This is a genomic window from Acidocella aromatica (assembly GCF_014201825.1).
GTDB classification, from domain to species: domain Bacteria; phylum Pseudomonadota; class Alphaproteobacteria; order Acetobacterales; family Acetobacteraceae; genus Acidocella; species Acidocella aromatica.
In genome coordinates this window covers 151,930-174,419 of record NZ_JACHFJ010000002.1, presented here as the reverse complement: position 1 = coordinate 174,419, position 22,490 = coordinate 151,930, and the positions used below count along the sequence as shown (strand labels likewise).

Sequence of the window (22,490 nt, the reverse complement as noted above, 5' to 3'; positions counted from 1 at the left end):
TAACATGCTTAAGCAGCTGTTCCGCCGTGTGCGTCGGCTGATGATGGCCGAGGTGCTGGCAGAGCTGGCGAAAATGTCGGGAGAGCTGGCCGAACTTCGCGCCCAGCTCTCCCAGCGCGACCAGCAGCTCGAAGCGGCACTGCTCACCATCGCGCTGGCGAAGGAGGAAGCTTAGGGTAACAGCAGTTCCAGTAGTTCCGCCGCGTACACCGCCATGGAGTGCGCGGCGCAATAGGCGAGGCGGGCTTCCTCGGTCTCGGGAGGTGCCGTAAGCACATCCTCCAGCGCCGAGGCTATCTCCCGCGGGTCAGGCTTGTCCGAAACGCGTTTTATATAGGCGGGAGCTGAGAGGTTTTCGGCGAGATCTGCCGATGCCACGCTTGGCAGCCCGGCGCCGATACAATCCTGCAAGGCGGCGGAGATATTACCTGGCAAGCCCTCACGCAGTTGCAGCCCAGCATCGGCGGCGGCAAGCCAGAGCCGGTACAGCGCCTCGGGCAGAAAACCGGTGCCGAACTGGACGGCATCGGCAATACCCAACTCTCTCGCCAGGGCTCGGAAGTTTTCGGTCTGCGAAGCGTCTTCCCCGGCAAAAACCAGTTTTATATCCACACGCCCCTTGAGCAGCGCCAATGCCGCCAGCGCCGCCGGAATACCCTTGCCGCGCGTGACGAAGCCGAAGCTGACGACGAGTTTCTGCGCCATCGGGATACCCAGCGCCGCGCGGGCGGCTTGCTTGTCCATGGGCGGAAACTGCCGCTGCATGGCAAAGCGGAGATAGCGCGCTGCCACGCCGAAACGCTCCCGCACCAGCGCCACGCTATGCCGCTCGTGGAAGATCAGTGGCCGCGCCGCCGCCAACTCGCCTAGAAAGCAGGCGGCGCGCTGGCTTTCATCGGCGGCCCAGGCTGCGATCTCCCGCTCCGTCACCACACGGCCCAACTCGGCGCTGGCCAGGGCGGCGGCGCGCGGGTGGAGCAGGCCCATCAGCCGGGCATCATGGCATAAAGCCGCACTGCCCCAGCGCAATGAGTTGTCGTAAATCCGCTCATGCAACGGCGAATTGCCGATCACGCTGAGCACGGCATCGTATTTGCCATTGGCATAGGGCAGGGTGCTGACGGCATTCCCCGCGAACACGTCCAGCCGCGCCAGCTTGCCCAGCTCCGCCGCACAGGCGGCGGAATATGCGGCGATGCCGGTTTTTTCGGGTGACATGGGCGTGAGCATGGCTATGCGCGGCTTTGCCCCCCGCGCCAAAGCAGGCTTGGGCAGCAGCGCGGCAAACACTTTTGCCGCCACTTGCTCTTCGGAGAATTCCCGCCACAGCCCGGATTGCGCTTGCACCACGGCCTCGCGCCGGGCCAGCACGTCCTCCAGCCGGTGCGCCAGCGCCGCCGGATCGTCCAGCGGGAACAGGAACTCGATTGGCAGCAGCGCCCGGTGCGCCGGGATGTCCGAAGCAATGGATGGCACGCCCGCAGCGCAAGCCTCCATGACCGGCAGCGAAAACCCCTCGGCCCGCGAGGGCGTAACTACCGCGTAAGCCTGGGCATAGAGGCTGCGCATCGCCTCGTCGCTCACCGCGCCGGGCAGTTCCACCCCCGAGATCGAACGCAGCCGGGCCGCGCGTTCGGGGGCCAACCAGCCGGTGATGACCAGGGGGAGCCGCCGCAGCACGGGGCTCGCCGCATGGGCCGCCGCGAGTTGCTCGGGGTTCTTGCGTGGGTCGTTGCCGCTGATTGTCAGGATATGCCGTGGTTTCTGCGGGGCGATGTCGTAAATCCAGCCGGGCAGGGCCACGCCTGTCACCACCGAGGGGCGCATGCCGAACAACTCGCGCTGCCGGGCCTCGGTGGGGGCGGAGATGGGCAACAGCACATCATAGCGCTTCAGCCAAGCCAGGGCGGTGAAATAATCCAGCCGGGCGGCATCATCGGCCAGATAGGTGGCTTGGTCGTCGAAGGGAATGAAATCATACACACAGGCCGCTTTGGTTACGCCGGGGGCGGTGAGCAGCCGGGCCAGAGCGGCTTGGTTGGGGCCGAAGGGGCAGGGGTTGAGGAACAGTTTTGCGCCAGAGATATAGGCGTGGGGCGAAAGCTCCGCGACCAGCGCCGACATGTCGCCGGGCAGTGGTGGCATGGCCGGGTCGATGATCCCCGTGACTGGCCCCGGGGCTTGGCGCAGCAGGCTCAGCGCATGCTGGCCAATGCCGCGCTTGCGGTAATTCACATCCTGTAGGCAGCGCAGATCAACGACAAGGGACATTGGCTTTGGCGGCTCTCCGGTTGTAGAGCCTGCATAATGGATTTCCTGAGTCTCACCCAATGCGCCGCCTGACAGAACTCCGCCTGCCGCTCAACCACACCGAGGCCGAGCTGCGCGCCGCCATCGCCGCCGGGTTCGGCGTGCCGGAATCGGCCCTGCTCTCCTACAACGTGTTCCGCCGCGCCTGGGATGCCCGGCGTAAGAGCGACATCAAGCTGGTTTACACCATAGACGCCGAACTGGCTTTGGACGTGACCACCGGCGAGCCTAGCCCGGATGTCAGCTACAAATTCGTCACGCGCGCGAAGCGGAAACCGGTCAGGCGCCCGGTGGTGATCGGCACCGGGCCGTGTGGCATTTTCGCGGCGCTGATCCTGGCCGAAATGGGCTTCTGCCCGATCATCCTGGAACGCGGCAAGCTAGTGCGTGAACGCACCAAGGACACCTGGGGCCTGTGGCGGCGCGGCGAGTTGAACCCGGAGTCGAACGTGCAGTTCGGCGAGGGCGGAGCGGGGACGTTCTCGGACGGCAAGCTCTATTCGCAAATCAAGGATCCTCGCCATCTCGGTCGCAAGGTACTGACCGAGTTCGTGGCCGCGGGCGCGCCGGAGGAGATTCTCTACGTGGCCAAGCCGCATATTGGCACGTTCCGGCTGGTAAGCATGGTCGAATCCATCCGCGCCAAAATCGAGGCCCTGGGCGGCGAATACCGCTTCGGTGAGAAGGTGGTCGATTTCGACATTGCGGACGGCCAGATGCGCGGCGTGATGCTGGCCTCGGGCGAGTATATCGAGACCGAACATGTGGTGCTGGCCATCGGCCACTCGGCGCGGGACACATTCGCCAAGCTGCATGAGCGCGGCGTGTTCATGGAGGCCAAGCCCTTCTCGGTAGGCTTCCGCATCGAGCATCCGCAGTCGATGATCGACCGCCACCGCTTCGGCCCCTTCGCCGGGCACCCGATTCTCGGCGCGGCGGATTACAAGCTGGTTCACCATGCCAAGAATGGCCGCGCGGTGTACTCGTTCTGCATGTGCCCTGGCGGCACGGTGGTGGCCGCCACCTCGGAACCGGAGCGGGTCGTGACCAACGGTATGAGCCAATATTCCCGCGCCGAGCGCAACGCCAATGCGGGCATCGTGGTCGGCATCAACCCCGAGGATTATCCAGGCGGCGTGCTGGCCGGTGTGGAATTCCAGCGCCGTTGGGAGAGTGCGGCTTTCGTCGCGGGCGGTGGCGCCTACAAGGCGCCGGGCCAGCTGGTGGGGGATTTCATCGCCGGGCGCGCTTCGCACGACTTTGGCGATGTGCTGCCGAGCTACAAGCCGGGCGTGCATCTCACCGACCTTGCCCCGACGCTGCCCGATTACGCCATCGCCGCCATCCGCGAGGCGCTGCCCGCCTTTGGCCGCCAGATCCAGGGCTTCGACCGCCCGGACGCCGTGCTGACCGGCGTGGAAACCCGTACCTCGTCGCCCCTGCGCATCACCCGTGGCAAGGATTTCTGCTCCCTCAACGTGCGCGGGCTGTATCCGGCGGGCGAGGGGGCTGGCTATGCGGGGGGCATTCTCTCCGCCGGGGTGGACGGCATCAAGGTTGCCGAGGCGGTGGGACTGAATATTTCTGGACCGGTTTGAAGTATTTTCTCTAGAAATTCCATAGAGAAATTCCATATCATCACAAAACGGTAAGTATTTCCTATCGGGAAACCGTGTTGTAGATAAATGATGATAAGCTGGCTGGGTTAAGGAGCAGGAATATGTTGTCGCAAAAATGTAAATACGCCTTGCAGGCTCTGATGGTGCTGGCCAAGGAGAACAGCGACAATCTGCTGCTGGTGAGCGAGATTGCCGAGCGTGAGAATTTGCCGAAGAAATTCCTGGAGGCGATCCTCTTGGAGCTGAACCGCAACGGCATCGTGCGCTCCCGGCGCGGGCGCGGCGGCGGATACGCCCTGGCCAAGCCCGCCGATCTCATCACCTTCGGCCAGGTGGTGCGGATCATGGACGGTGCGTTGGCGCCGCTCGCCTGTGTGAGCGTGAATTATTACCGCCGCTGCGACGAGTGCAAGGACGAGCAGGCCTGCGAAATCCGCCGCGTGATGCGCCGTGTGCGCGATGCCATCGCCAACGAGCTGGACGGCACCTCGCTGGCCAAGGCCGTGGCTGAGGGCAAAGCCGTGGCGGCAACGCTTGCCGCCGCCTCTTCGGCGGCGGAGTGATATTCCCGCCCTAGCGGTTTACTTGCCTTTCGCCTCAGGCAGCCGAGGCGCCAGCGAATTCCCAAAAATTAGCACGTGGCGAGGTGCGGGCGATAAAAGCCCGCAGCGTCGGGTGCTGCCAGCCCTCGGGGCTGATCAGCGCGCTAATCGGCGCGAAGAACTCATGCGCGTGGGGGATCTGCGTCGAGGCGAAATGCTCGTAATGGCGCGGGCGCAGTGCGTACATCACCCGAATATCGCGCACCGGCAGCACCAGCGGGCCGCGCGGCTCGTCGCGCAGCAGCCCGGTGTAGCGCCAGCGCAGCATGCCGTTGGTGAGCGAGACGGGCTGATTCAGCCATTCCAGAGGACAGACAGCGAGCAGCGAATGCATCGAGGGTGCGAAACGCGAGCGCTTGTCGAGCAGATTCTGGAACCCGCCGCAGGCCTCTATGGCGAAGAGATCGACATATGGGTCCCGCTCCGTGCCGCCGAAGCACAGCCACAACCCATCGGGAATCGTGCGCAACCGGTTACTGCCAGGAAGCTTGAGATAGGGGTGATCGTAATCATCCACCGTGCCGGGCCGGGCGCGCATCCAAGAGCCGCGCGCGCCCATCTCATGATCGGCAAGGCCGGGCGGGTGTTGCGGCCAGGACCGGAGTTTATGACGGACGAGCGCATCCATAGTCGTCGGCGCAGCCATGCAAAATCCCTTATTTTAGCTCAAACATACAACCTTAACGGGAATACAGATCAAAACCGAATCGGATGCAAATGATATTTCCGCTTTGTTAAAATTATTTTTGTCTGACTGAGCGTAAGTATGGATCTACAAGTCTAACTATAAGTCACTGATAATAGTGAATACCAATTATGCGCCTGTGGCTTGCGGCGTATCCGCGGCGTTGCGCCGGGTGTCGCACAAATTTCCCGTTAAAGTAGCATATATTCCTGCCGGCGGGAGACTTGCCACACTCTGCCGCAACATGAGGCATGTTCAAAACCCACCCCGTAGCCGCAAAATGAAATGGCCCGCCCCAACGCGTTGGGAGACATTCGGGCAACGGCCTTGACGTTTTTGGGAGGCTCAGGATTAACCTCTTTAAGGCTTGGGTGGGCGTGCTATGCATGCACGCCACGCTGAAATGGCCATAAAACGGAGTTTCGCTAAGTGTCTTCCGCCGCCTCGCGCCGCCTGCAATTACTGGGCACTGTTAGCTTGTCGCTGGCCCTGTCCGGCTGCATGGTCGGGCCCAACTTCCAGGCGCCGCACGCGTCGGTCCCAGGGGCTTATACCCATGAGGGACCGTACGCGGATCACCCCTATGTCTCGGGGGATGCGGTGGACCCGCAATGGTGGAAGAGCTTCGACGATCCTACCCTGACGCAGCTGGAAGCCAGCGCGGTCAACCAGAACCTGGATCTGAAGATCGCCGACGAACGTCTGCTGGAGGCCGAGTCCCAGGCGAAGATCCAGGGAGCGACGCTGTACCCGAGTTTGAACGGCGCCGCCTCCTACTCGCGCAACAAGGTGAGCAAATACAGCCCCATGGGCTTGTTCAGTACAAACTTTCCGCAGGTCATTCAGCCCTATGATCTCTACCAGTACGGGTTGCAGGCGCAGTACGACCTCGACCTTTTCGGCATGAACCGCCGTGCGGTGGAGACCGCCATCGCGCAGGCCCGCGCCTCGGAAGAAGCCCGCCGCGGCGCGTTGCTGAATGTCCAGGCGCAGGTGGCCAGCAACTATATCCAGCTGCGCGAGACCGAGGCTGTGCTCGGCATCACCCAAAAGAACCTTGATACCGCCAATAAGCTCGTGAGCCTGACGGTGGAGCGCCAGCAGGCCGGGCTGACCACGGATCTCGACGTCGCCGACGCCAAGGCGGCCCAAGCCTCCATCGCGGCCCAGATCCCGACGCTGATCGCCCAGCGCGACGCGTTGATCGGGCAGATTGGGCTGCTGCTGGGGCAGACGCCCGATGGCCTGCCAGCCGAGCTGGTGACCACCCAGCCGATCCCGCTCACCCCGCCCGTGGTGCCGGTGGGGCTGCCCTCCAGCCTGCTGGAGCGCCGGCCAGACGTGCGCGAGGCCGTGCAGAACCTGCACGCCGCCACCGCCGAGATCGGCGTGGCCAAGGCGCAGTTCTTCCCCGATGTCACCCTCTCGGGCGCCGCCTCGCTCCAGGCGATGCAGTTCAAGGATCTGGGCGAGTGGAAGGCGCTGACCTACGGGTTCGGCCCGAATATCAGCCTGCCGCTGTTCGAGGGCGGGCGCCTCAAGGGCCAGCTCGCCTTGCGCAAGGCGCAGGAGCGCGAGGCCGCCGTGGGCTTCGCCAAGACGGTGCTGGTGGCCTTCACCCAGGTGAACACGGCGCTAACCAATTACGAGCAGGAACACGCCACGCTGGATGAGCTGAACGAAGACGTGAAGCAGGCGCAAATCGCGCTCAATCTGGCCGAAGACCAGTACACCCAGGGGTTGACCGATTACCTCTTCGTGCTGAACGCGCAGCAGGCGCTGTTGGCAGCGCAGGTGAGCCAGGCACAGTCCACCGCGCGGCTGGGCACGGATCTGGTGACGCTCTACCAGGCGCTGGGCGGCGGCTGGGAAGGGCAGTACCCAGACACCAGCAAGAAAAGCTGAACGCCGAAAACGGCGGATGTGAAAAAGGCCGGCGGAGTGTTCCGCCGGCCTTCTTTTTTACTTCATCGCCGCCTTCAGGTTGGCGTCGATCTTGTCCAGGAAGTCCTGGGTGTTCATCCAGGGCGCATCCTTGGAGATCAGCAGGGCAAGATCCTTGGTCATGAAGCCGGACTCGACCGTCTCCACGCAGACCTTTTCCAGCGTCTCGGCGAAGGCCACCACATCCGGCGTACCGTCGAAGCGGCCGCGATAGATCAGGCCGCGGGTCCAGGCGAAGATGCTGGCGATCGGGTTGGTGGAGGTGGTGCGGCCCTTCTGGTGCTCGCGGTAATGGCGGGTCACGGTGCCATGGGCGGCCTCGGACTCAACCACGGAGCCATCCGGGCTCAGCAGCACGGAGGTCATCAGGCCCAGCGAGCCGAAACCCTGCGCCACGATGTCGGACTGCACGTCGCCATCGTAGTTCTTGCAGGCCCACACATAGCCGCCGCTCCACTTCAGGGCGCAGGCCACCATGTCGTCGATCAGGCGGTGCTCATAGGTCAGCCCGGCAGCGTCGAACTTCTCCTTGAACTCGGCGTCGAAGATCGCCTGGAACGTGTCCTTGAAGGTGCCGTCATAGGCCTTCAGGATGGTGTTCTTGGTGGAGAGATACACAGGGAAGTTACGGGACAGGCCGTAATTGAAGCTCGCACGGGCGAAGCCCTCGATGGAGGCGACGGTGTTGTGCATGCCCATGGCCACGCCAGGGCCCTTGAAGTCATGGATTTCCATCACTTCCGGCTCGCCGCCTTCCGGCGTGTAGACCAGGCTCACCTTGCCCGGGCCGGGGATCTTGCGCTCGGTGGCGCGGTAGATGTCGCCGTAAGCGTGACGGCCGATAACGATCGGCTGGCTCCAATGCGGCACCAGGCGGGGCACGTTCTTGCAGATGATCGGCTCGCGGAAGATCGTGCCGTCCAGCACGTTGCGGATGGTGCCGTTGGGGCTCTTCCACATCTTCTTCAGGTTGAATTCCACCACGCGGGCTTCGTCCGGGGTGATGGTGGCGCACTTGACGGCCACGCCGTACTGCTTGGTCGCCAGGGCCGAATCCAGGGTCACCTGGTCGTTGGTGGCGTCGCGGTTCTCGATGCCGAGGTCAAAATACTTAAGATCAATATCGAGGTACGGGAGGATCAGCTTTTCCTTGATGAAGCCCCAGATAATCCGGGTCATCTCGTCGCCGTCCATCTCCACGACCGGGTTTTTTACTTTGATTTTTGCCATATTCAGGTCTCTCTCAGTGCAATCGCGCAACTCCAATAACACCACCGCCGCGCTATACAACCCTGCCGCCCGCATGGACGCGATGCCACGGGGCGTATAGGAGAGAGGCCGGTTTTAAATTTCGGAGTGATGACATGAGTGGCCGGATTGCCGCCAAAATCGACTGGGCGACCGACTGGGACCGCGACGCCGCGCTGACCACGGCAAAGCTGTTGCTGGAGATCAAGGCGGTGAATTTCCGTCCCGAGGAGCCGTACACGCTCACCTCCGGCTGGAAATCCCCGGTTTATATCGACTGCCGCAAGATCATCTATTTCCCCCGCGCCCGCGCCAAGATCTGCGACCTCGCGGTGGAGAAGATCTCCCGCCATGTGGGCTACGAGACCATCCAGGCCGTGGCCGGTGGCGAGACGGCGGGCATTCCCTTCGCCGCCTGGATCGCCGAGCGCATGTCGGCCCCCATGGCCTATGTCCGCAAGCAGCCCAAGGGCTTTGGCCGTAACGCGCTCATCGAGGGCGATGTGCCGGAAGGGCTGAACACGCTGCTGGTCGAGGACCTGACCACCGATGGCGGCTCCAAGATCCAGTTCGCCAAGGCGCTGCGCGAGGCCGGGGCGATCTGCAACCACACCTTCGTGGTGTTCTATTACGGCGTGTTCCCCGGCAGCTTCGAGACGCTGAAGAGCATGGACATCTCGCTGCACCATCTGTGCACCTGGTGGGATGTGCTGGAAGCCGCCAAGTCTCACGCGTATTTCTCCGATGCCGCGCTGGCTGGCGTGCGCAAATTCCTGGAGAACCCGATGGCGTGGTCAGCCGAGCATGGCGGCGTGGCCACGGCCGAGGAAGCCCTGGCGCACAAGCTTGCCAAGGCCAAGAAGTAACAGCCTGATCGAGGGCTTGAGCGCGGTCCTGGGGCAGGGGGGATTGCTCACCGCCCCGGATGACCGCGCTCCCTATGAGAGCGACTGGCGCGGGCTGGTAAGCAACCCCGCCTGCGCCGTCGCCTTGCCGAAGACTGCGGCACAAGTTTCTGATATTGTAAGACTTTGCGCTGAGCATGGCGTGGCCATCGTGCCCCAGGGCGGCAATACCGGGCTGGTGGCCGGGGCCGTGCCCATCGCCGGGCCGGAGCAACTCATCCTCTGCCTCAACCACATGAACCGCGTACGCGAGATCGACACCGTGGCGAATACCATCGTCGCCGAGGCGGGGCTAACGCTGGTGGAGTTGCAAAACGCCGCCGCCGAAGCTGGACGGTTCTTTCCCGTCAGCCTCGGGGCGGAAGGTTCGGCGCGCATTGGCGGGCTAATCTCGACCAATGCGGGCGGGATGCAGGTGCTCTCCTACGGCTCCATGCGCGCCCAGGTGCTGGGGTTGGAGGTGGTGCTGGCCGACGGCCGCATCTGGGACGGGCTGACCGCTTTGCCCAAGGACAATACCGGCTACGATCTGAAGCAGCTTTTCGTCGGCGCCGAGGGCACGCTCGGCATCATCACCGCCGCCTGCCTGAGGCTGTATCCGGCCATTGCCGCACGGGCCAGCACACTGGTGGGCGTAGCCTCGCCCGAGGCCGCGCTTCGCCTGTTCCAGGCCGCCCGCGCCGCCGCCGGTTCCGGCCTTACCTTGTGCGAGTACATGGAAGAGGACGCGCTGGCCCTGGGTGCCGCCCATGTGGCGGGCGGGGCGCTACCCTTCGTAGCGCCGAGCTATCTGCTGCTGGAAATCTCCACCCCCGACTCGGCCCATGCCCCCAGTGCGACTCTGGAAGCCGTGCTGACCCAGGCACTGGAACAGGGTGTCGCCACGGATGCCGTCATCGCCCAGTCCGAGCGCGAGCGGCTGCATTTCATCGCCACGCGCGAGGCGATATCGGAAGGCGAACGCGCCGAGGGGGGCGCGGTGAAGCACGATATCTCCGTGCCGCTGGGCAAGACCCCGGAAATGGTCGCGGCGGTGCATGCGCTGGTGGCGCAAAAATACCCCGATTGCCGACCCAATATTTTCGGCCATGTGGGGGACGGCAATCTGCACATCAACATCCGCCCACCCGTGGGCCAGACCATGGCGGACCTCGCCCCGCGCAAGGAGGCGATCACGGTGGATATTGAGGCGCTGGCTGTTTCCCTGGGGGGCAGCTTCTCGGCCGAGCACGGCATCGGCCAGTTCCGCCTTGCGGGCATGGAGGCGCATAAATCCTCCGTGGCACTGGACCTGATGCGGTCCATCAAGCACGCGCTCGACCCCGCCAACCTGCTCAATCCGGGCAAGACCATCCCCGGCGCCTGAGCCTTGACGCAGCGTGTCCCGCTGCCCTAGCACGCCTGCAAGCTTCCCCTTCCGGGGGAGAAACAACGGCAGTCACACATATCCCGGAAAGGGAATAATCATATGCAGCATGTGGATCCAGGCGATACCGCCTGGGTGTTGATGTGCACGGTTCTGGTCCTGCTGATGACCGTTCCGGGCCTCGCCCTGTTTTATGCCGGTATGGTCCGCAAAAAGAACATCCTGGCGACCATGATGCAATCCTTCATGCTCTGCGCCCTGGCCACGGTGCTTTGGGTGGTGGCTGGGTACTCGCTGGCTTGCACGGCGGGCAACGTCTTTATTGGCGATACCTCGCGGCTGTTCCTCAACGGCATCTGGAATGGCTGGGATCAGGCATACACCATCGCGGCGGGCACCAAATTCGCCCAGCAAACCACGATCCCCGAATCCGTGTACCTGATGTTCCAGATGAGCTTCGCCATCATCACCCCCGCGGTGGTGACCGGCAGCTGCGCCGACCGCATGAAGTTCTCCGCCCTGCTGGTGTTCTTCACGCTCTGGTCCTTCGTGGTTTACGACCCGCTGGCCCATTGGGTGTGGTCGCCCACCGGCTGGCTGGCGCAGATGGGCATCGCCGATTTCGCGGGCGGCACGGTGGTCGAGATCAATTGCGGCATCACCGGGTTGGTTTGCGCCATCATGCTCGGCAAGCGGCTGGGTTACGGGCAGGAGAACATGGCGCCGTGGAATCTGAGCTACGCCGTCATCGGCGCCTCGCTGCTCTGGATCGGCTGGATGGGCTTCAACTCCGGTGGCGCCATGGGCGCGAATGGCCGCGCTGGCATGGCCGTGCTGGCCACGCAGATCGCCGCCGCCGGGGCCACGCTCTCCTGGAGCGCGGTGGAGTGGTACACCCATGGCAAGCCCTCAGTGCTGGGCGCGATCTCGGGTGCCGTGGGCGGGTTGGTCGGCATTACGCCCGCCGCCGGGTTCGTGCTGCCTGGGCCGGCGCTGCTCATCGGGCTGCTCACCGGCTTCATCTGCTTCTTCACCGCCACCACCATGAAGCGCAAATTGGGCTATGACGACAGCTTGGATGCCTTTGGCGTGCATGGAATCGCGGGCATTATCGGGACACTGGCCACGGGCTGGTTCGCTTTCGGCCCGCTCTCGGGCGGGGCGGCAATGGGGGGCTGGCATCTGCTTGGTGTCCAGGCTATCGGTGTGGCCGTCACCATTATCTACTGCGCCGCCGCCAGCTGGGTTCTACTCAAGGTCACCGATCTTCTCGTAGGCCTGCGCGTGACCCGCGAGGAAGAGCGCGAAGGGCTGGATATCTCCCTGCACGGCGAGCAGGTGTTTTAAGCCGGCTGTTTCACCATACGGCGATGCGGGATTCCCGCATCGTCGAACACCGGGCCTTCCGCCACATAGCCGAACTTGGCGTAGAAATTCATGGCCTGGAGCTGCGCGTCCAGCATGCAGGCGGCGCCAGGATGGGCACCCTCCACAGCCCGCATCAGCTGCGCGCCCAGCCCCGTGCCCCGATGCGCCGCACGTACCGCGACACGGCCGATCTTGATAACCCCCGGCGCCTTGGCCACCGCCCGCGCCGTACCGGCGGGCTGGCCGTTTACCAGAGCAAGTATGTGCAGGGCGGTTTCATCCAGCGCATCGCGCTCTTCGTCCTCCGGCACGTTCTGCTCGGCGACGAAGACTTCCATGCGGACGGCGAGACAGGCCTCAAAATCCGCACTGCCGAAAGCGCAGGGACGGAACTCCGTCACTGCTGGACGAGGCCGATCACCGTGCTCTGCGGCGGCATGTTATGCTGCAGCGTCGGCCAGCGCGTGGCCGGGTAGTTGAAGCTGGCCGTGGGCGTGGCGCCGGGGTGGCGGACCATGCCGAAGCTAGTGCGGGTCGCGGCATCGAATGCCGCACCGCCGATGGCCGCGCCCTTGGGGGCCAGATAGGCGAAGTTGATGGCGTAAGGCGCGCCGCCGCCAAGCTGCATGGTGAACAGCCCGTCCGCCGTCTGGCGGGTATCGCCGCCCTGGTCGGTGCCGATCCAGAGCTGGTTCTGGGTGTCCAGGTCCAGCGTGCGGGGCTGGCGCAGCCAAGCTTGGCTACCGGGGCCATATTGTGTGCCCTTGGCGCTGGCCGGATTGCCCGCCACCAGCACGAGGCTGCCGGTGAAGGAGTTCGCCGTCACATCGCCACCGGGAATGGCGAAGCTGATGACATGGCCGTTATCGTCGCCAACGCGGGGGTTCAGCCCGTCGGGCTGGGGGCGTGCGGCATTGCCCCGGCAAGCAAGGAACAGGGTAACGCCGTCTGGCGTGAGGGCTAGGCCACTAGGCGAATCGAACGGGGAAGCGCCGGCCTGGGCGGCGGCACCGGCCAAGCCTACGAGGGTGGCGACGTCGGCGCCAAGCTCCAGCCACTGGATGGCGCTGCCCTGGATCCGCGCCACAAAGAGCGTGCCGGAGTCGAGGGCCGTGCCGTCGGTGGCGTTGGTGGCGGCGATGAAGCGGAACAGGAATCCGGCTGGGTCGTCCTGGGTAAAGAACACCACCGGGCGACCATCCTTGGCCTGGGTAGCGGCCAGCCCGGCGCGGGAGATGCGGCCGAGTGCCGTGCGCTTGAGTGGGATGTTCTGCGGGTCGAGCGGGTTGAACTCCACAGCCCAGCCGAAACGCGGGCCCTGGGCAGGGTCGGCGTAACCATAGCCAACTCCGGCGAGACGCGGCAGCCACACATCGCCGACGCTCTCGCCCAGCAGCACACTGGCCCAGGGGGTAACGCAGCCCGCACGCGGCGCCAGCACGCCCTGCACCGTGCCGCCCAGCGGGGCAGCGGCGGGGCCGGTCATCTGGCACAGCGTGCCATCGGCAATGCGGCGGGACTGGTAACCGCCATCCACGGTAACCCAGCGCCCGGCCATGTATTGGAGATTGATGACGGTCACGCCCTGCTCCCGCCCTGCGACATTGGGGTTATCCACCCCTCCGGGGAAGACCATGCGCGCTGGCACGTCCGGCGTGGCCACCACCAGCACCTTCCGCGGGATTCCGTCCTCGGCCGGGGGTGGGGTGACCAGACCCGCGATCACGCCATCATAGGGAAATTGACTGTCGGCTTGGTCGCCGGTCAGCGGATAGGGGTTGAAGGGCGGCGCGTCGGGCAGCACGCCGTCACCCCAACGGGCGATAACGATGCGGTTGAAGCCATCGCCCACCGTGTCGTCGAGCTTGGCCGCTTGCGGATTGGGCGGCTTGGACAGGGGGGCAAGGGGGGTTTGCGCTCGGGCCATGGCGGCGCCCAGCCCCGCAAGGGAGATGCCGGAAAGAAAATCCCGCCGGCGCATCGGCTACAAGCCGCCGCTGCCGCTGGAGCTAGCCCCGCCGATGGTGGCGGGTGCCGCGCCCATGGCGCTGTTGGCAGAGGTATCGCTTGCCGTGCCCAGCGGATTGTAGCTGCCCACGCCGCCGACCAGCATGCGGAAGAAGCCAGCATGACCACCCGGCACCGGGGTTTGGTTGCCATCCATCGCGACATGCACGGCATCCGCCTTGTCTTTCTGGGTGATGCTTTGGAGCACGGCGTTATTGTCGAAGGTCACGACCACGACATGCTGCTTCTGCACGCCCTCGGTCTGGCCGATGCGCATGCGCGTCACCTGCGAGACGTAATCCCAGCTGTTCTGGTTGAACTGCTCCACGAAGGTCGGCGGGCCTAGCACGGCCTGCACGTCCGCCTGCTGGGAGAGGCCGGGGGTGAGTTCCTTGAGGTCGTGCTCCGAGACCGCCACGCCGCGGTAATGCGGCTCGTCCGAAAAGATGGCGCAGCCAGACAGGGACAGCAGCGCGCAGGACAGGAGCGGAAATGTCAGCTTGGCAATGCGCACGCGATGATCCTCAATTCCACGACAAGGTCTTCCTCGGCTGGGTCTCACGGCAGGGGCTTTCGTGTCAATGCGCGGCAGCTATATTACGCGCATGGACGAAGAACTCAGCCGGACCGTCAAGGCCGGACTCATACACGAAAATCCGCAAACGCACGAGGTTGTGGCGGACGAAACAGCCCTCACGGCGCTGGCGGAGCGGTTTGGCATCCCCGGCATCGCCAAGCTGCGAGGTGACTTCACCCTGCGCCATAAGCGCAGCGGCGTGATCGCCGCGACTCTGCGGATGCACGCGCGCGTGACCCAGGTTTGCGTGGTCACGCTAGAGCCGTTCGAGAGCGATATCACTGAAGAGGCGGAACTCCGCTTCGTCCCCATACGGGAGCAGGCCGAGGACGAGGAAGAGGAATTCCTGCCCGAATCCCTGGAAGGACCGGACGAGCTGCCCTACGCCAACGGCATCATCGACCTTGGCGCCGCCCTGGCCGAACAGCTCGCTTTGGCGCTGGACCCGTACCCCCGCAAGCCCGGCGCGGAACTGCCGCCCGAGGCGAGCGACGACTCCGCACACCCCTTCGCAGCGCTCAAATCCCGGCTCGGCAAGCCGGATTAAACTCAGATTTTCAACGCAAAGCCTGCCATTTCCGCCCGGATTTCCCGGTTAAGTGGCTGGTATGACTTGCGATGCGGCGGCGGCTCTGCTACGCCGCGCCTTCCAATCACTCTGACAGTATTTTTTAAGGCGTAAGCTCATGGCCGTACCCAAACGTAAAACCTCCCCGTCGCGCGCTGGCATGCGCCGCAGCCACCACGCTCTGCGCGCCGAGGCGCATGCCGAGTGCGCCAACTGCGGTGAGCTGAAGCGCCCGCACCATGTCTGCGCCCATTGCGGCCATTACGACAACCGTGAGGTTGTTGGCGCCGGCAAGGAAGCCAAGGGCGTCGTTCGCGTCTAAGCGGTAAGGTCTCAGCCAGGCGGTGATGGGTAACGCCCGAGGTATGCAATGAGCCGGAACAATATACTGGCTGTGGATGCCATGGGCGGAGACCATGCACCCGAGGCGATCATCGCCGGGCTGGACATTGCCGCCGAGCGCCATAAGCTCGCACATTTTTTGGTTTTTGGGGACGAGGCACGAGTTGCCCCGCTCATCGCCGTGACCAAGCGGCTGAAGCAGCGCTGCACCCTGCGCCACTCATCAGAGATCATCGGCGGCGACATGAAGCCGACGGTGGCTTTGCGCCTGCGCGACTCCTCGATGCGCCGGGCGATTGACGCCGTGCAGACTGGCGAGGCCGCGGGTGTGGTCTCTGCCGGCAATACCGGGGCGCTGCTCGCCCTTTCCAAGATTGTACTGAAGACGATGAAGGGCATCGACCGCCCGGCCATGGCCGCCACCGCGCCGTCGGCCAAGGGCGATGTGGTGATGCTTGATCTCGGCCTGAACGTGGTTTGCGACTCCCGCAACCTCACCGAATTCGCATTGATGGGCGATGTTTTCGCCCGAATCGTGCTGGGGCTGCCGAAGCCCTCCATAGGGCTGCTCAATATCGGTTCCGAGGAAGGCAAGGGGGATGAAACCCTGAACGCCGCCGCCGCCGCTCTGCGCGAGAGTCCAATTTCCAAACAATTCTACGGTTTCGTCGAGGGACACGACATCACGGCCGGTACGGTGGACGTGGTGGTGACCGACGGCTTTACCGGCAACGTCGCGCTCAAGACGGGCGAGGGCGCGCTGAAGCTCGTGGGCGAGTTGCTGCGCCGCGTGTTCACAGCGGGGCCGCTTGCCAAGGTGGGCTATATTTTCGCGCGCGGTTCGCTCAAGCGCCTAAAGGAAGTTCTAGACCCACGCCGCTATAACGGAGCCGTGCTGCTCGGCCTGAACGGCGTGGTGGTGAAATCTCATGGCGGTACCGATGAGTTGGGCTTCGCCCACGCGGTGGACGTGGCGCTCGACATGATCGCCAACGACTTCAACAGCCGCATTGCCGAAGGCCTGACGGCGATGGACAGCGCCCTGCTCTCCGCCAAGCCTGCTGCCACACAGAATGTCTGATACACTGATCCGCCGCGCCGTGCTCACGGGCACGGGCACCTATTTGCCCGAAAAAATCGTCACCAATGCCGAAATGGCGCAACGTGTTGACACTTCCGATGAGTGGATCACCGAGCGCACCGGCATCAGGCAGCGCCATTTCGCCGCCCCCTACGAGACGGCGAGCTTCATGGGCGCCGCCGCGGGCCGCGCCGCGCTGGAAGCCGCCGGGATGGCACCGGAGAAGCTGGGGGCGATCATCGTCGGCACCTCGACGCCCGATAACGCCTTTCCCTCCACCGCCGTGCATATTCAAGCGGCGCTTGAAGCCACCAGCGCTTATGGCTTCGATCTCGCCGCCGCCTGCTCCGGCTTTATCTATGGCCTCTCCGTTGCCGACGCGATGATCCGCGCTGGGCAGGTGGATAGCGTGCTGGTCATCGGTTCCGAGGTCTATTCCCGTATCCTGAATTTCGAGGACCGTGGCACCTGCGTATTGTTTGGCGATGGTGCCGGGGCGGTGCTGCTGGAAGCCCGCAATGTGCCCAAGGACGGCCCCGGCCTGCTCTCCACCCATCTGCATTCCGACGGGCGGCTGGCCGATATCCTTTACGTGGATGGCGCTGTGGGCCGGTTGGACATGCCGGGCCATCTGGTGATGCATGGCAAAGAAGTGTTCCGCCATGCCGTGAACCTGCTCTCCGGGGCGGTGAACGAGGCGCTGGCTGCCAACCAGCTGACCGCAGCCGATATCGACTGGCTGGTGCCGCACCAGGCCAATAAGCGCATCATCGACGGCGTGGGCAAGAAGCTCGGCCTGCCGGCGGAGCGCGTGGTGGTGACCGTGGATAAGCACGCCAACACCTCCGCCGCCTCCATCCCCCTCGCGCTGGCCATGGCGGTGCAGGACGGGCGGATCAAGCCCGGACAGTTAGTGCTGCTGGAGGCTCTGGGCGGGGGCTTGACATGGGGGTCGGCGCTCTTGCGCCTCTGACCCCAGCGGCCAACCAAGAAAAAAGCCTTAAAATCAACAGCAATTATCAAAGATTGCTGAATTGATAGGGATTCGCAAACGTTCTTATTGATTCTTAAAAGACGCGTGCTAATCTTGAAAAATGAACACATTGACCCGTGCACAACTGACAGAGGCTATCTATGCCGCCGTGGGGTTGTCTCGGCACGAATCGGCCGATCTACTGGAACTGGTGCTCACCCGTATCGCTGACGCTCTTGCGGATGGGAAATCTGTTAAAATCAGTGGTTTCGGAACGTTTTCTGTCCGCCAGAAAGGGCGCCGGGTGGGCCGCAATCCCAAAACAGGCGTTGAGGTTCCGATCCTGCCAAGGCGTGTCCTGGTGTTCCGTCCGAGCCAGATTTTGCGCGATGCGGTGAATGCGCCGGCGGCCCGGCAGATTGCGTCTTAAGTCATAAATTGGAAAGATCGATGGTCCGCATGGTGGATGAAGACAACTTCAACGCGGATGACGACGACGCAGCAGGAGGGCACGAGGCTGGACGTCAGCGCCTGCGCAAGACCGCTGATGCCTTCCGCACCATCTCCGAGGTAGCCGACGAACTGCATGTGCCGCAGCATGTGCTGCGCTTTTGGGAGACCAAGTTCCCGCAGGTGCGCCCGCTAAAGCGCGGGGGCGGGCGGCGCTATTACCGGCCCGAGGATGTGGGGCTGCTGCGCCGCGTGGCCGATCTGCTCTACACCCAGGGCTACACCATCAAGGGCGTACAGCGCCTGCTGCGTGAGGGTGGTGGTTCGTTTCAGGACAACATCCCGCCAGCACTCGCCGAGGAGCGTCTGGCTGCGGAAGCTGAGCGCCACGCCGATATTCCCGCCGAGTCGGCTGTGGCCATGCGCAAGCCCGTAGTGCCGCAACCCGAAATGCCCGGTCTGCTGTCCGAAGCGCCGGAGGTGGAGCCTGTGCTCGCCCATACGCCCATTGCCGCCGAGCCCACGGCCGAAGAGCCGAATCTGCGCCAGAAAACCGAGGCGGAGATTGAGCGCCTGCGCAATCTGCTAAGCGAAACGCTCCTGGCCCTTGAGGAGTTGCGCAGGCTTCTGGATTGATTTTTGAATAAATTCACCGCCGCTCTTGGCGGCGCGGGGAGAAGTTGCTACACGCTGCCTCCACGGTTCGGAGCGTAGCGCAGCCTGGTAGCGCATCAGTCTGGGGGACTGGGGGTCGTGGGTTCGAATCCCGCCGCTCCGACCATTTTTAAAAGACCCCTATATTTTTACCAAGAAATTTATTGCTTAAACCCAGGATATTGAATTTCTGGGAGTTAAGCCGTGAATCTGCCGCGCCGCCTGCTGATTGCCGCCGCTGCCGCCACCTTGGCGGCACCCGCCACCGCCCAAGCGCCGGATACGGCCCTCGCGGCGGCATTGGCCAGCCCAAGCCGCAGCCCCACGAATGTGAAGCGCGACCGCTACCGTCACTCAGCCGAGCTACTGAAATTCTTCGGGTTGAAGCCGACCGATTCGGTACTGGAGATCCAGCCCGGCGGCGGGTACTGGACCGAGATCCTCGCCCCATACCTGCAACCTCAGGGCAGCTATACCGCCGCCGTGCCGGACCTCACGCCGCATGAGAAGGATCTTCAAGCCACCTTCTCCCAAAAATTCCCGGACGTTCACACCATCCCTTTCGGCCATGGCCCGCTTGGCGCGCCGGGCAGCTTTGATCTCATCCTCTCCTTCCGCAACCTGCACGACTGGCTGGAGCAGGGCCGGGCCAAGCCCTTGCTGGAGGACATCTATACGGCGCTGAAACCCGGCGGGATATTTGGGATCGAGGATCATCGCGCTCCCGCTGATAAGCCGCAGGACCCAAAAGCTGCCAATGGTTATGTGCGGGAGGATTACGCCAAGGCGCTTGTCGAGAGCGTCGGCTTCAAGTTCCTGACCTCCAGCCAGCTCGGCGACAATCCCAAGGACACCAAGAATTACCCCGATGGCGTGTGGGACCTGCCGCCCACGCTGCGTGGCGGAGAGAAGGATCGGGCGAAATACCTCGCCATCGGCGAGAGCGACCGTTGGACGCTGAAATTCACCAAATAGCTATTTGGTCTGCTCTTGCGGCGTGGTGCCGATGAAGGGCAGGGGCGCACCCGCCGTCAGGTAATGGGGCAGGGTGCCGTCCCACTTGTCCAGCGCCTTTTGTTGCAACAGGGTGGGCGTGAGCGACTGCGCAATCAGCGCATTTGCCTTGGCCTGGGCCTCGGCGGTCAGTAGCAGCGCCTGGGCTTGCCCCTGCGCCGTCTCCACTGCGGCATCGGCCTGGGCCTTGGCCTGCACCACCTGCTGCTGGGCGGAGATCTGCGTCTGTTGCAGCGTGTACTGCGCCTGCAGGGCCTGCTGCTGCGCCACCTGCTTCTGCTCGATGGCTTGGCTATAAGCCTCGGAGAAGGCGAAATTCGCCACGTTCACGGACTCGACCGTCAGGTGGTAGGGCGCCAGCGAAGCCACGACCAGGGCCTTGATCTGGGCATCCACGGCGTCTCGCTTGGTCACCAGCTCCTCGGCGTCGTAATTCGCGGTCACGGCCTTTACGTCGTTGGACACGGCAGGGGTGATGATGCGTTGGCCCAGCGTCTCGAAGTCACGGAAGTTCTGGTAGAAGTCCGGCGCGTCGGCCGGGGCGACGTGAAAGGTCACGGCGATCGAGGTCGTCACCTGCTGTAAGTCATGCGTGGAGGCGGTTTCGTCGCTGGTGACGGTCTGCGGCTGGACCGAGACCGGGATGGCCTGCTGGTAGAATGGGATGACGACGTGCAGCCCTGGCGCCAGAGGCGTGGGCTGCACGGAGCCGAAATTGGTGAGCACACCGGCATAGCCGGAGCTGATCTGCGCCAGAGGGTTAAGCTCGGCGAGCAGGAACAGCGCCACGGCCACGCCAATGGCTGGGGCGATCCATTTACGCGAGGGCGATGAGCCGGAGGAAAGCCGGTCTACATTCGGGAGCATTGCCATGAGGCGAGCCTCGCACGCCCCCTGACTGCAAACCAGAGGGAAGAGGCATGCTCATCGAGCCAAAAGCTTCACAAGTTTGGGAGAGGTGGAAACTCATCGGTGGAGCAGAACGCTAGACCAAGCCTGCCATTATCATCAGTCCAGCATCGCCGTACGGGGCGAAGTACGTCACCTTGCATCTGCAGGAAGGCATATTCGGGCAAAAACTTATGCTCCAGCAGCACGCAAGCACCTCCGCGCGAGATGTTGATCACCACACACTCCACAGTATCAAGCATATGGCCAGCACAATAAGTCAGTTTCGCAGCCTTGAGCACGCGGCAGCCGGGATCTTCACAAACATCCTTGTGGCACTCTGGATCGGCAGGCAATACAGGAGCACGTGCAACGGAAGCGGAATCAAATACATTTTTTGGCATAAGCGTCCCCTTTTTTATGGAGCAGGGGCGGGCATAATCACTCCGAAAAGAAGCTTATCTGGTCTTCGTTATTGGTGACCAATGTATTTTTTGTAACGTAACGTTGTGGGTCTGGGCCAAGCACAACCGCTTGGCCCAGGTTGGCTTTAAGCTGCCTTGTCCAGCGCCTGGGCGATGTCGGCGATGATGTCGTCGATATGCTCAAGCCCGATGGAGAGGCGCACATAGCCGGGGGTGACGCCCGTTGCGATCTGCTCGGCCTCGGTGAGCTGGCTGTGCGTGGTGCTGGCCGGGTGGATGGCCAGGGAGCGCGCATCGCCGATATTGGCGACGTGGTAGAGCATCTCCAGCGCGGAGATGAACTTTTTACCCGCCTCGGCGCCGCCTGCCAGCTCGAAGCCCAGCAGCCCGCCATAGCCGCCGCGCAAGTATTTTTCCGCCAGTTCCTTCTCCCGCCCTGTGGCGAGCGAGGGGTGGATCACCTTGGTTACATCCTTGCGGGTGGTGAGGAACTTCGCCACGGCCTGCGCGTTCTCGGAGTGCCGGGTGATGCGCAGCGGCAAGGTCTCGATGCCTTGGATGATCTGGAAGGCGTTGAATGGCGAGAGCGCCGCGCCAAGGTCGCGCAGCAGTACCACCCGGGCGCGGATGATATAGGCGACCGGCCCCAGCGGCTTCACCGCCTCGCTCCACACCGCGCCGTGATAGCTCGGGTCAGGCGTGTTCAGCAGCGGCTGACGGTCGGGGAAGGCTTGCCAGTCGAAATTACCGCCGTCGATGATGACGCCGCCGATAGAGGTGCCGTGGCCGCCGATATACTTGGTGGTTGAGTACACCACCACAGCGGCGCCATGCTCGAAGGGGCGCACCAGAAGAGGAGCGGCGGTGTTGTCCACGATCAGCGGGATGCCGAGCTTGCGCCCAATGGCGGCGACCTCGGCGATGGGGAAGAGGCGCAGCTTGGGGTTGGGCAGGGTCTCGGCATAATAGGCGCGGGTGCGGTCGTCAGTGGCGCGGGCGAAGGCTTCCGGGTCCACGGGGTCGACGAAGCGCACCTCGATGCCCTGGTCCTTCAGCGTGTTGGCGAAGAGGTTCCAGGTGCCGCCGTACAGGTCGGTGGAGGCGACCACATTGTCCCCGGCACGGGCCAAATTCTGGATGGAGAAGGCCGACGCCGCTTGGCCAGAGGCCACCGCCAGAGCCGCCACGCCGCCTTCCAGCGCCGCCAGACGCTGCTCCAGTACGTCCGTGGTCGGGTTCATGATCCGGGTGTAGATGTTCCCGAACTCTTTGAGCGCGAACAGGTTGGCGGCGTGCTCGGGGCTATGGAACTGGTAGGAGGTGGTCTGGTGGATGGGCACCGCCACTGAGCCGGTGGTGGCGTCAGCCCGCCAGCCGGCGTGCAGCGCCAGGGTCTCGGGGTGCTTGGATTTGATGGCCATGACTGCGTCCCTTGTTTTTGTTGCAAGGGAAGCATGTCACAGC

General features: G+C 63.8%; 22 protein-coding genes, 1 tRNA gene and 1 pseudogene. 15 read left to right on the top strand and 9 right to left on the bottom strand.

Features of this window, described 5'->3' with window-relative positions; translation table 11 throughout:
- Positions 1-4: 4 nt before the first annotated feature.
- Positions 5-175, top strand: coding sequence for a hypothetical protein (locus HNP71_RS03385; protein WP_183265465.1), 171 nt, complete (start codon positions 5-7; stop codon positions 173-175).
- Here the strand turns inward: HNP71_RS03385 and HNP71_RS03380 are convergent.
- Positions 172-2,271: a glycosyltransferase gene (locus HNP71_RS03380; RefSeq protein ID WP_183265464.1), complete on the bottom strand. Its 2,100-nt coding sequence runs from the start codon at positions 2,269-2,271 to the stop codon at positions 172-174. The genes HNP71_RS03385 and HNP71_RS03380 overlap by 4 nt on opposite strands.
- A 59-nt stretch (positions 2,272-2,330) precedes the next feature.
- On the opposite strand from HNP71_RS03380, the gene HNP71_RS03375 reads away from it, so the two are divergent.
- On the top strand, positions 2,331-3,908 hold the full coding sequence (locus HNP71_RS03375; RefSeq protein ID WP_183265463.1) for an NAD(P)/FAD-dependent oxidoreductase: 1,578 nt from the start codon (positions 2,331-2,333) through the stop codon (positions 3,906-3,908).
- 122 nt (positions 3,909-4,030) lie between these two features.
- Positions 4,031-4,492 carry an RrF2 family transcriptional regulator gene (locus HNP71_RS03370; RefSeq protein ID WP_183265462.1) on the top strand — a complete coding sequence of 154 codons (462 nt, stop codon included), beginning with the start codon at positions 4,031-4,033 and terminating at the stop codon, positions 4,490-4,492.
- Positions 4,493-4,526: 34 nt separating this feature from the next.
- On the opposite strand, the gene HNP71_RS03365 is transcribed toward HNP71_RS03370, so the two are convergent.
- On the bottom strand, positions 4,527-5,177 hold the full coding sequence (locus HNP71_RS03365; protein ID WP_183265461.1) for a hypothetical protein: 651 nt from the start codon (positions 5,175-5,177) through the stop codon (positions 4,527-4,529).
- A gap of 468 nt (positions 5,178-5,645) precedes the next feature.
- Here HNP71_RS03365 and HNP71_RS03360 point away from each other — a divergent pair, with 468 nt between their 5' ends.
- Positions 5,646-7,121, top strand: coding sequence for an efflux transporter outer membrane subunit (locus HNP71_RS03360; protein WP_343062195.1), 1,476 nt, complete (start codon positions 5,646-5,648; stop codon positions 7,119-7,121).
- A 57-nt stretch (positions 7,122-7,178) separates the two neighbouring features.
- Here HNP71_RS03360 and HNP71_RS03355 read toward each other — a convergent pair whose 3' ends face one another.
- The gene (locus HNP71_RS03355; protein WP_183265460.1) at positions 7,179-8,390 is read right to left on the bottom strand and encodes an NADP-dependent isocitrate dehydrogenase; all 1,212 of its coding nucleotides are present in this window, start codon (positions 8,388-8,390) and stop codon (positions 7,179-7,181) included.
- A 134-nt stretch (positions 8,391-8,524) separates the two neighbouring features.
- On the opposite strand from HNP71_RS03355, the gene HNP71_RS03350 reads away from it, so the two are divergent.
- The 3 genes from HNP71_RS03350 to HNP71_RS03340 all read left to right on the top strand — a co-directional run bounded on the left by HNP71_RS03350 (position 8,525) and on the right by HNP71_RS03340 (position 12,026).
- A complete protein-coding gene (locus HNP71_RS03350) occupies positions 8,525-9,274 on the top strand; it encodes an orotate phosphoribosyltransferase (protein ID WP_183265459.1) in 750 nt (249 codons plus the stop codon).
- A 16-nt stretch (positions 9,275-9,290) separates the two neighbouring features.
- Positions 9,291-10,679 carry an FAD-binding oxidoreductase gene (locus HNP71_RS03345; RefSeq protein WP_183265458.1) on the top strand — a complete coding sequence of 463 codons (1,389 nt, stop codon included), beginning with the start codon at positions 9,291-9,293 and terminating at the stop codon, positions 10,677-10,679.
- A gap of 102 nt (positions 10,680-10,781) precedes the next feature.
- A complete protein-coding gene (locus HNP71_RS03340) occupies positions 10,782-12,026 on the top strand; it encodes an ammonium transporter (protein WP_183265457.1) in 1,245 nt (414 codons plus the stop codon).
- On the opposite strand, the gene HNP71_RS03335 is transcribed toward HNP71_RS03340, so the two are convergent.
- From HNP71_RS03335 to HNP71_RS03325, 3 genes are read right to left on the bottom strand one after another with little or no spacing between them, the layout of a single operon-like run.
- A complete protein-coding gene (locus tag HNP71_RS03335) occupies positions 12,023-12,385 on the bottom strand; it encodes a GNAT family N-acetyltransferase (RefSeq protein ID WP_183265456.1) in 363 nt (120 codons plus the stop codon). The two genes, HNP71_RS03340 and HNP71_RS03335, sit on opposite strands and share 4 nt — an antisense overlap.
- Before the next feature lie 59 nt (positions 12,386-12,444).
- Positions 12,445-14,028 (bottom strand): PhoX family protein, encoded by a 1,584-nt coding sequence (locus HNP71_RS03330; RefSeq protein ID WP_183265455.1) that lies wholly within the window; start codon positions 14,026-14,028, stop codon positions 12,445-12,447.
- Between the two features lie 3 nt (positions 14,029-14,031).
- Positions 14,032-14,568, bottom strand: coding sequence for an outer membrane protein assembly factor BamE domain-containing protein (locus HNP71_RS03325; protein WP_183265454.1), 537 nt, complete (start codon positions 14,566-14,568; stop codon positions 14,032-14,034).
- Positions 14,569-14,635: 67 nt separating this feature from the next.
- Here HNP71_RS03325 and HNP71_RS03320 point away from each other — a divergent pair, with 67 nt between their 5' ends.
- From HNP71_RS03320 to HNP71_RS03285, 8 genes and pseudogenes are all read left to right on the top strand, one after another.
- Positions 14,636-15,178, top strand: coding sequence for a YceD family protein (locus tag HNP71_RS03320; RefSeq protein WP_183265453.1), 543 nt, complete (start codon positions 14,636-14,638; stop codon positions 15,176-15,178).
- Positions 15,179-15,317: 139 nt separating this feature from the next.
- Positions 15,318-15,521, top strand: coding sequence for a 50S ribosomal protein L32 (rpmF, locus tag HNP71_RS03315; protein WP_183265452.1), 204 nt, complete (start codon positions 15,318-15,320; stop codon positions 15,519-15,521).
- Positions 15,522-15,569: 48 nt separating this feature from the next.
- Positions 15,570-16,622 carry a phosphate acyltransferase PlsX gene (gene plsX / locus HNP71_RS03310; protein WP_183265451.1) on the top strand — a complete coding sequence of 351 codons (1,053 nt, stop codon included), beginning with the start codon at positions 15,570-15,572 and terminating at the stop codon, positions 16,620-16,622.
- Complete coding sequence (locus HNP71_RS03305; RefSeq protein ID WP_183265450.1) at positions 16,615-17,595, top strand: beta-ketoacyl-ACP synthase III; 981 nt, start codon at positions 16,615-16,617, stop codon at positions 17,593-17,595. The genes plsX and HNP71_RS03305 overlap by 8 nt, the downstream gene beginning before the upstream one ends.
- A gap of 121 nt (positions 17,596-17,716) precedes the next feature.
- A complete protein-coding gene (locus HNP71_RS03300; protein ID WP_183265449.1) occupies positions 17,717-18,025 on the top strand; it encodes an integration host factor subunit alpha in 309 nt (102 codons plus the stop codon).
- Positions 18,026-18,144: 119 nt separating this feature from the next.
- A pseudogene (locus HNP71_RS14430) lies at positions 18,145-18,366 on the top strand (MerR family transcriptional regulator); the annotation flags it as partial.
- 383 nt (positions 18,367-18,749) lie between these two features.
- Positions 18,750-18,826 (top strand) — tRNA-Pro (locus HNP71_RS03290).
- A gap of 77 nt (positions 18,827-18,903) precedes the next feature.
- A complete protein-coding gene (locus tag HNP71_RS03285; RefSeq protein WP_343062194.1) occupies positions 18,904-19,674 on the top strand; it encodes a class I SAM-dependent methyltransferase in 771 nt (256 codons plus the stop codon).
- Here the strand turns inward: HNP71_RS03285 and HNP71_RS03280 are convergent, their stop codons facing one another.
- The 3 genes from HNP71_RS03280 to HNP71_RS03270 form a co-directional block, all read right to left on the bottom strand.
- Positions 19,675-20,580: a prohibitin family protein gene (locus tag HNP71_RS03280; protein WP_183265448.1), complete on the bottom strand. Its 906-nt coding sequence runs from the start codon at positions 20,578-20,580 to the stop codon at positions 19,675-19,677. It lies immediately after the preceding gene.
- A 74-nt stretch (positions 20,581-20,654) separates the two neighbouring features.
- Positions 20,655-21,005, bottom strand: a complete 351-nt coding sequence (locus HNP71_RS03275) for a hypothetical protein (protein WP_183265447.1) — start codon at positions 21,003-21,005, stop codon at positions 20,655-20,657.
- Positions 21,006-21,151: 146 nt separating this feature from the next.
- Positions 21,152-22,447 carry an O-acetylhomoserine aminocarboxypropyltransferase/cysteine synthase family protein gene (locus HNP71_RS03270; protein ID WP_183265446.1) on the bottom strand — a complete coding sequence of 432 codons (1,296 nt, stop codon included), beginning with the start codon at positions 22,445-22,447 and terminating at the stop codon, positions 21,152-21,154.
- Between the last annotated feature and the right edge of the window lie 43 nt (positions 22,448-22,490).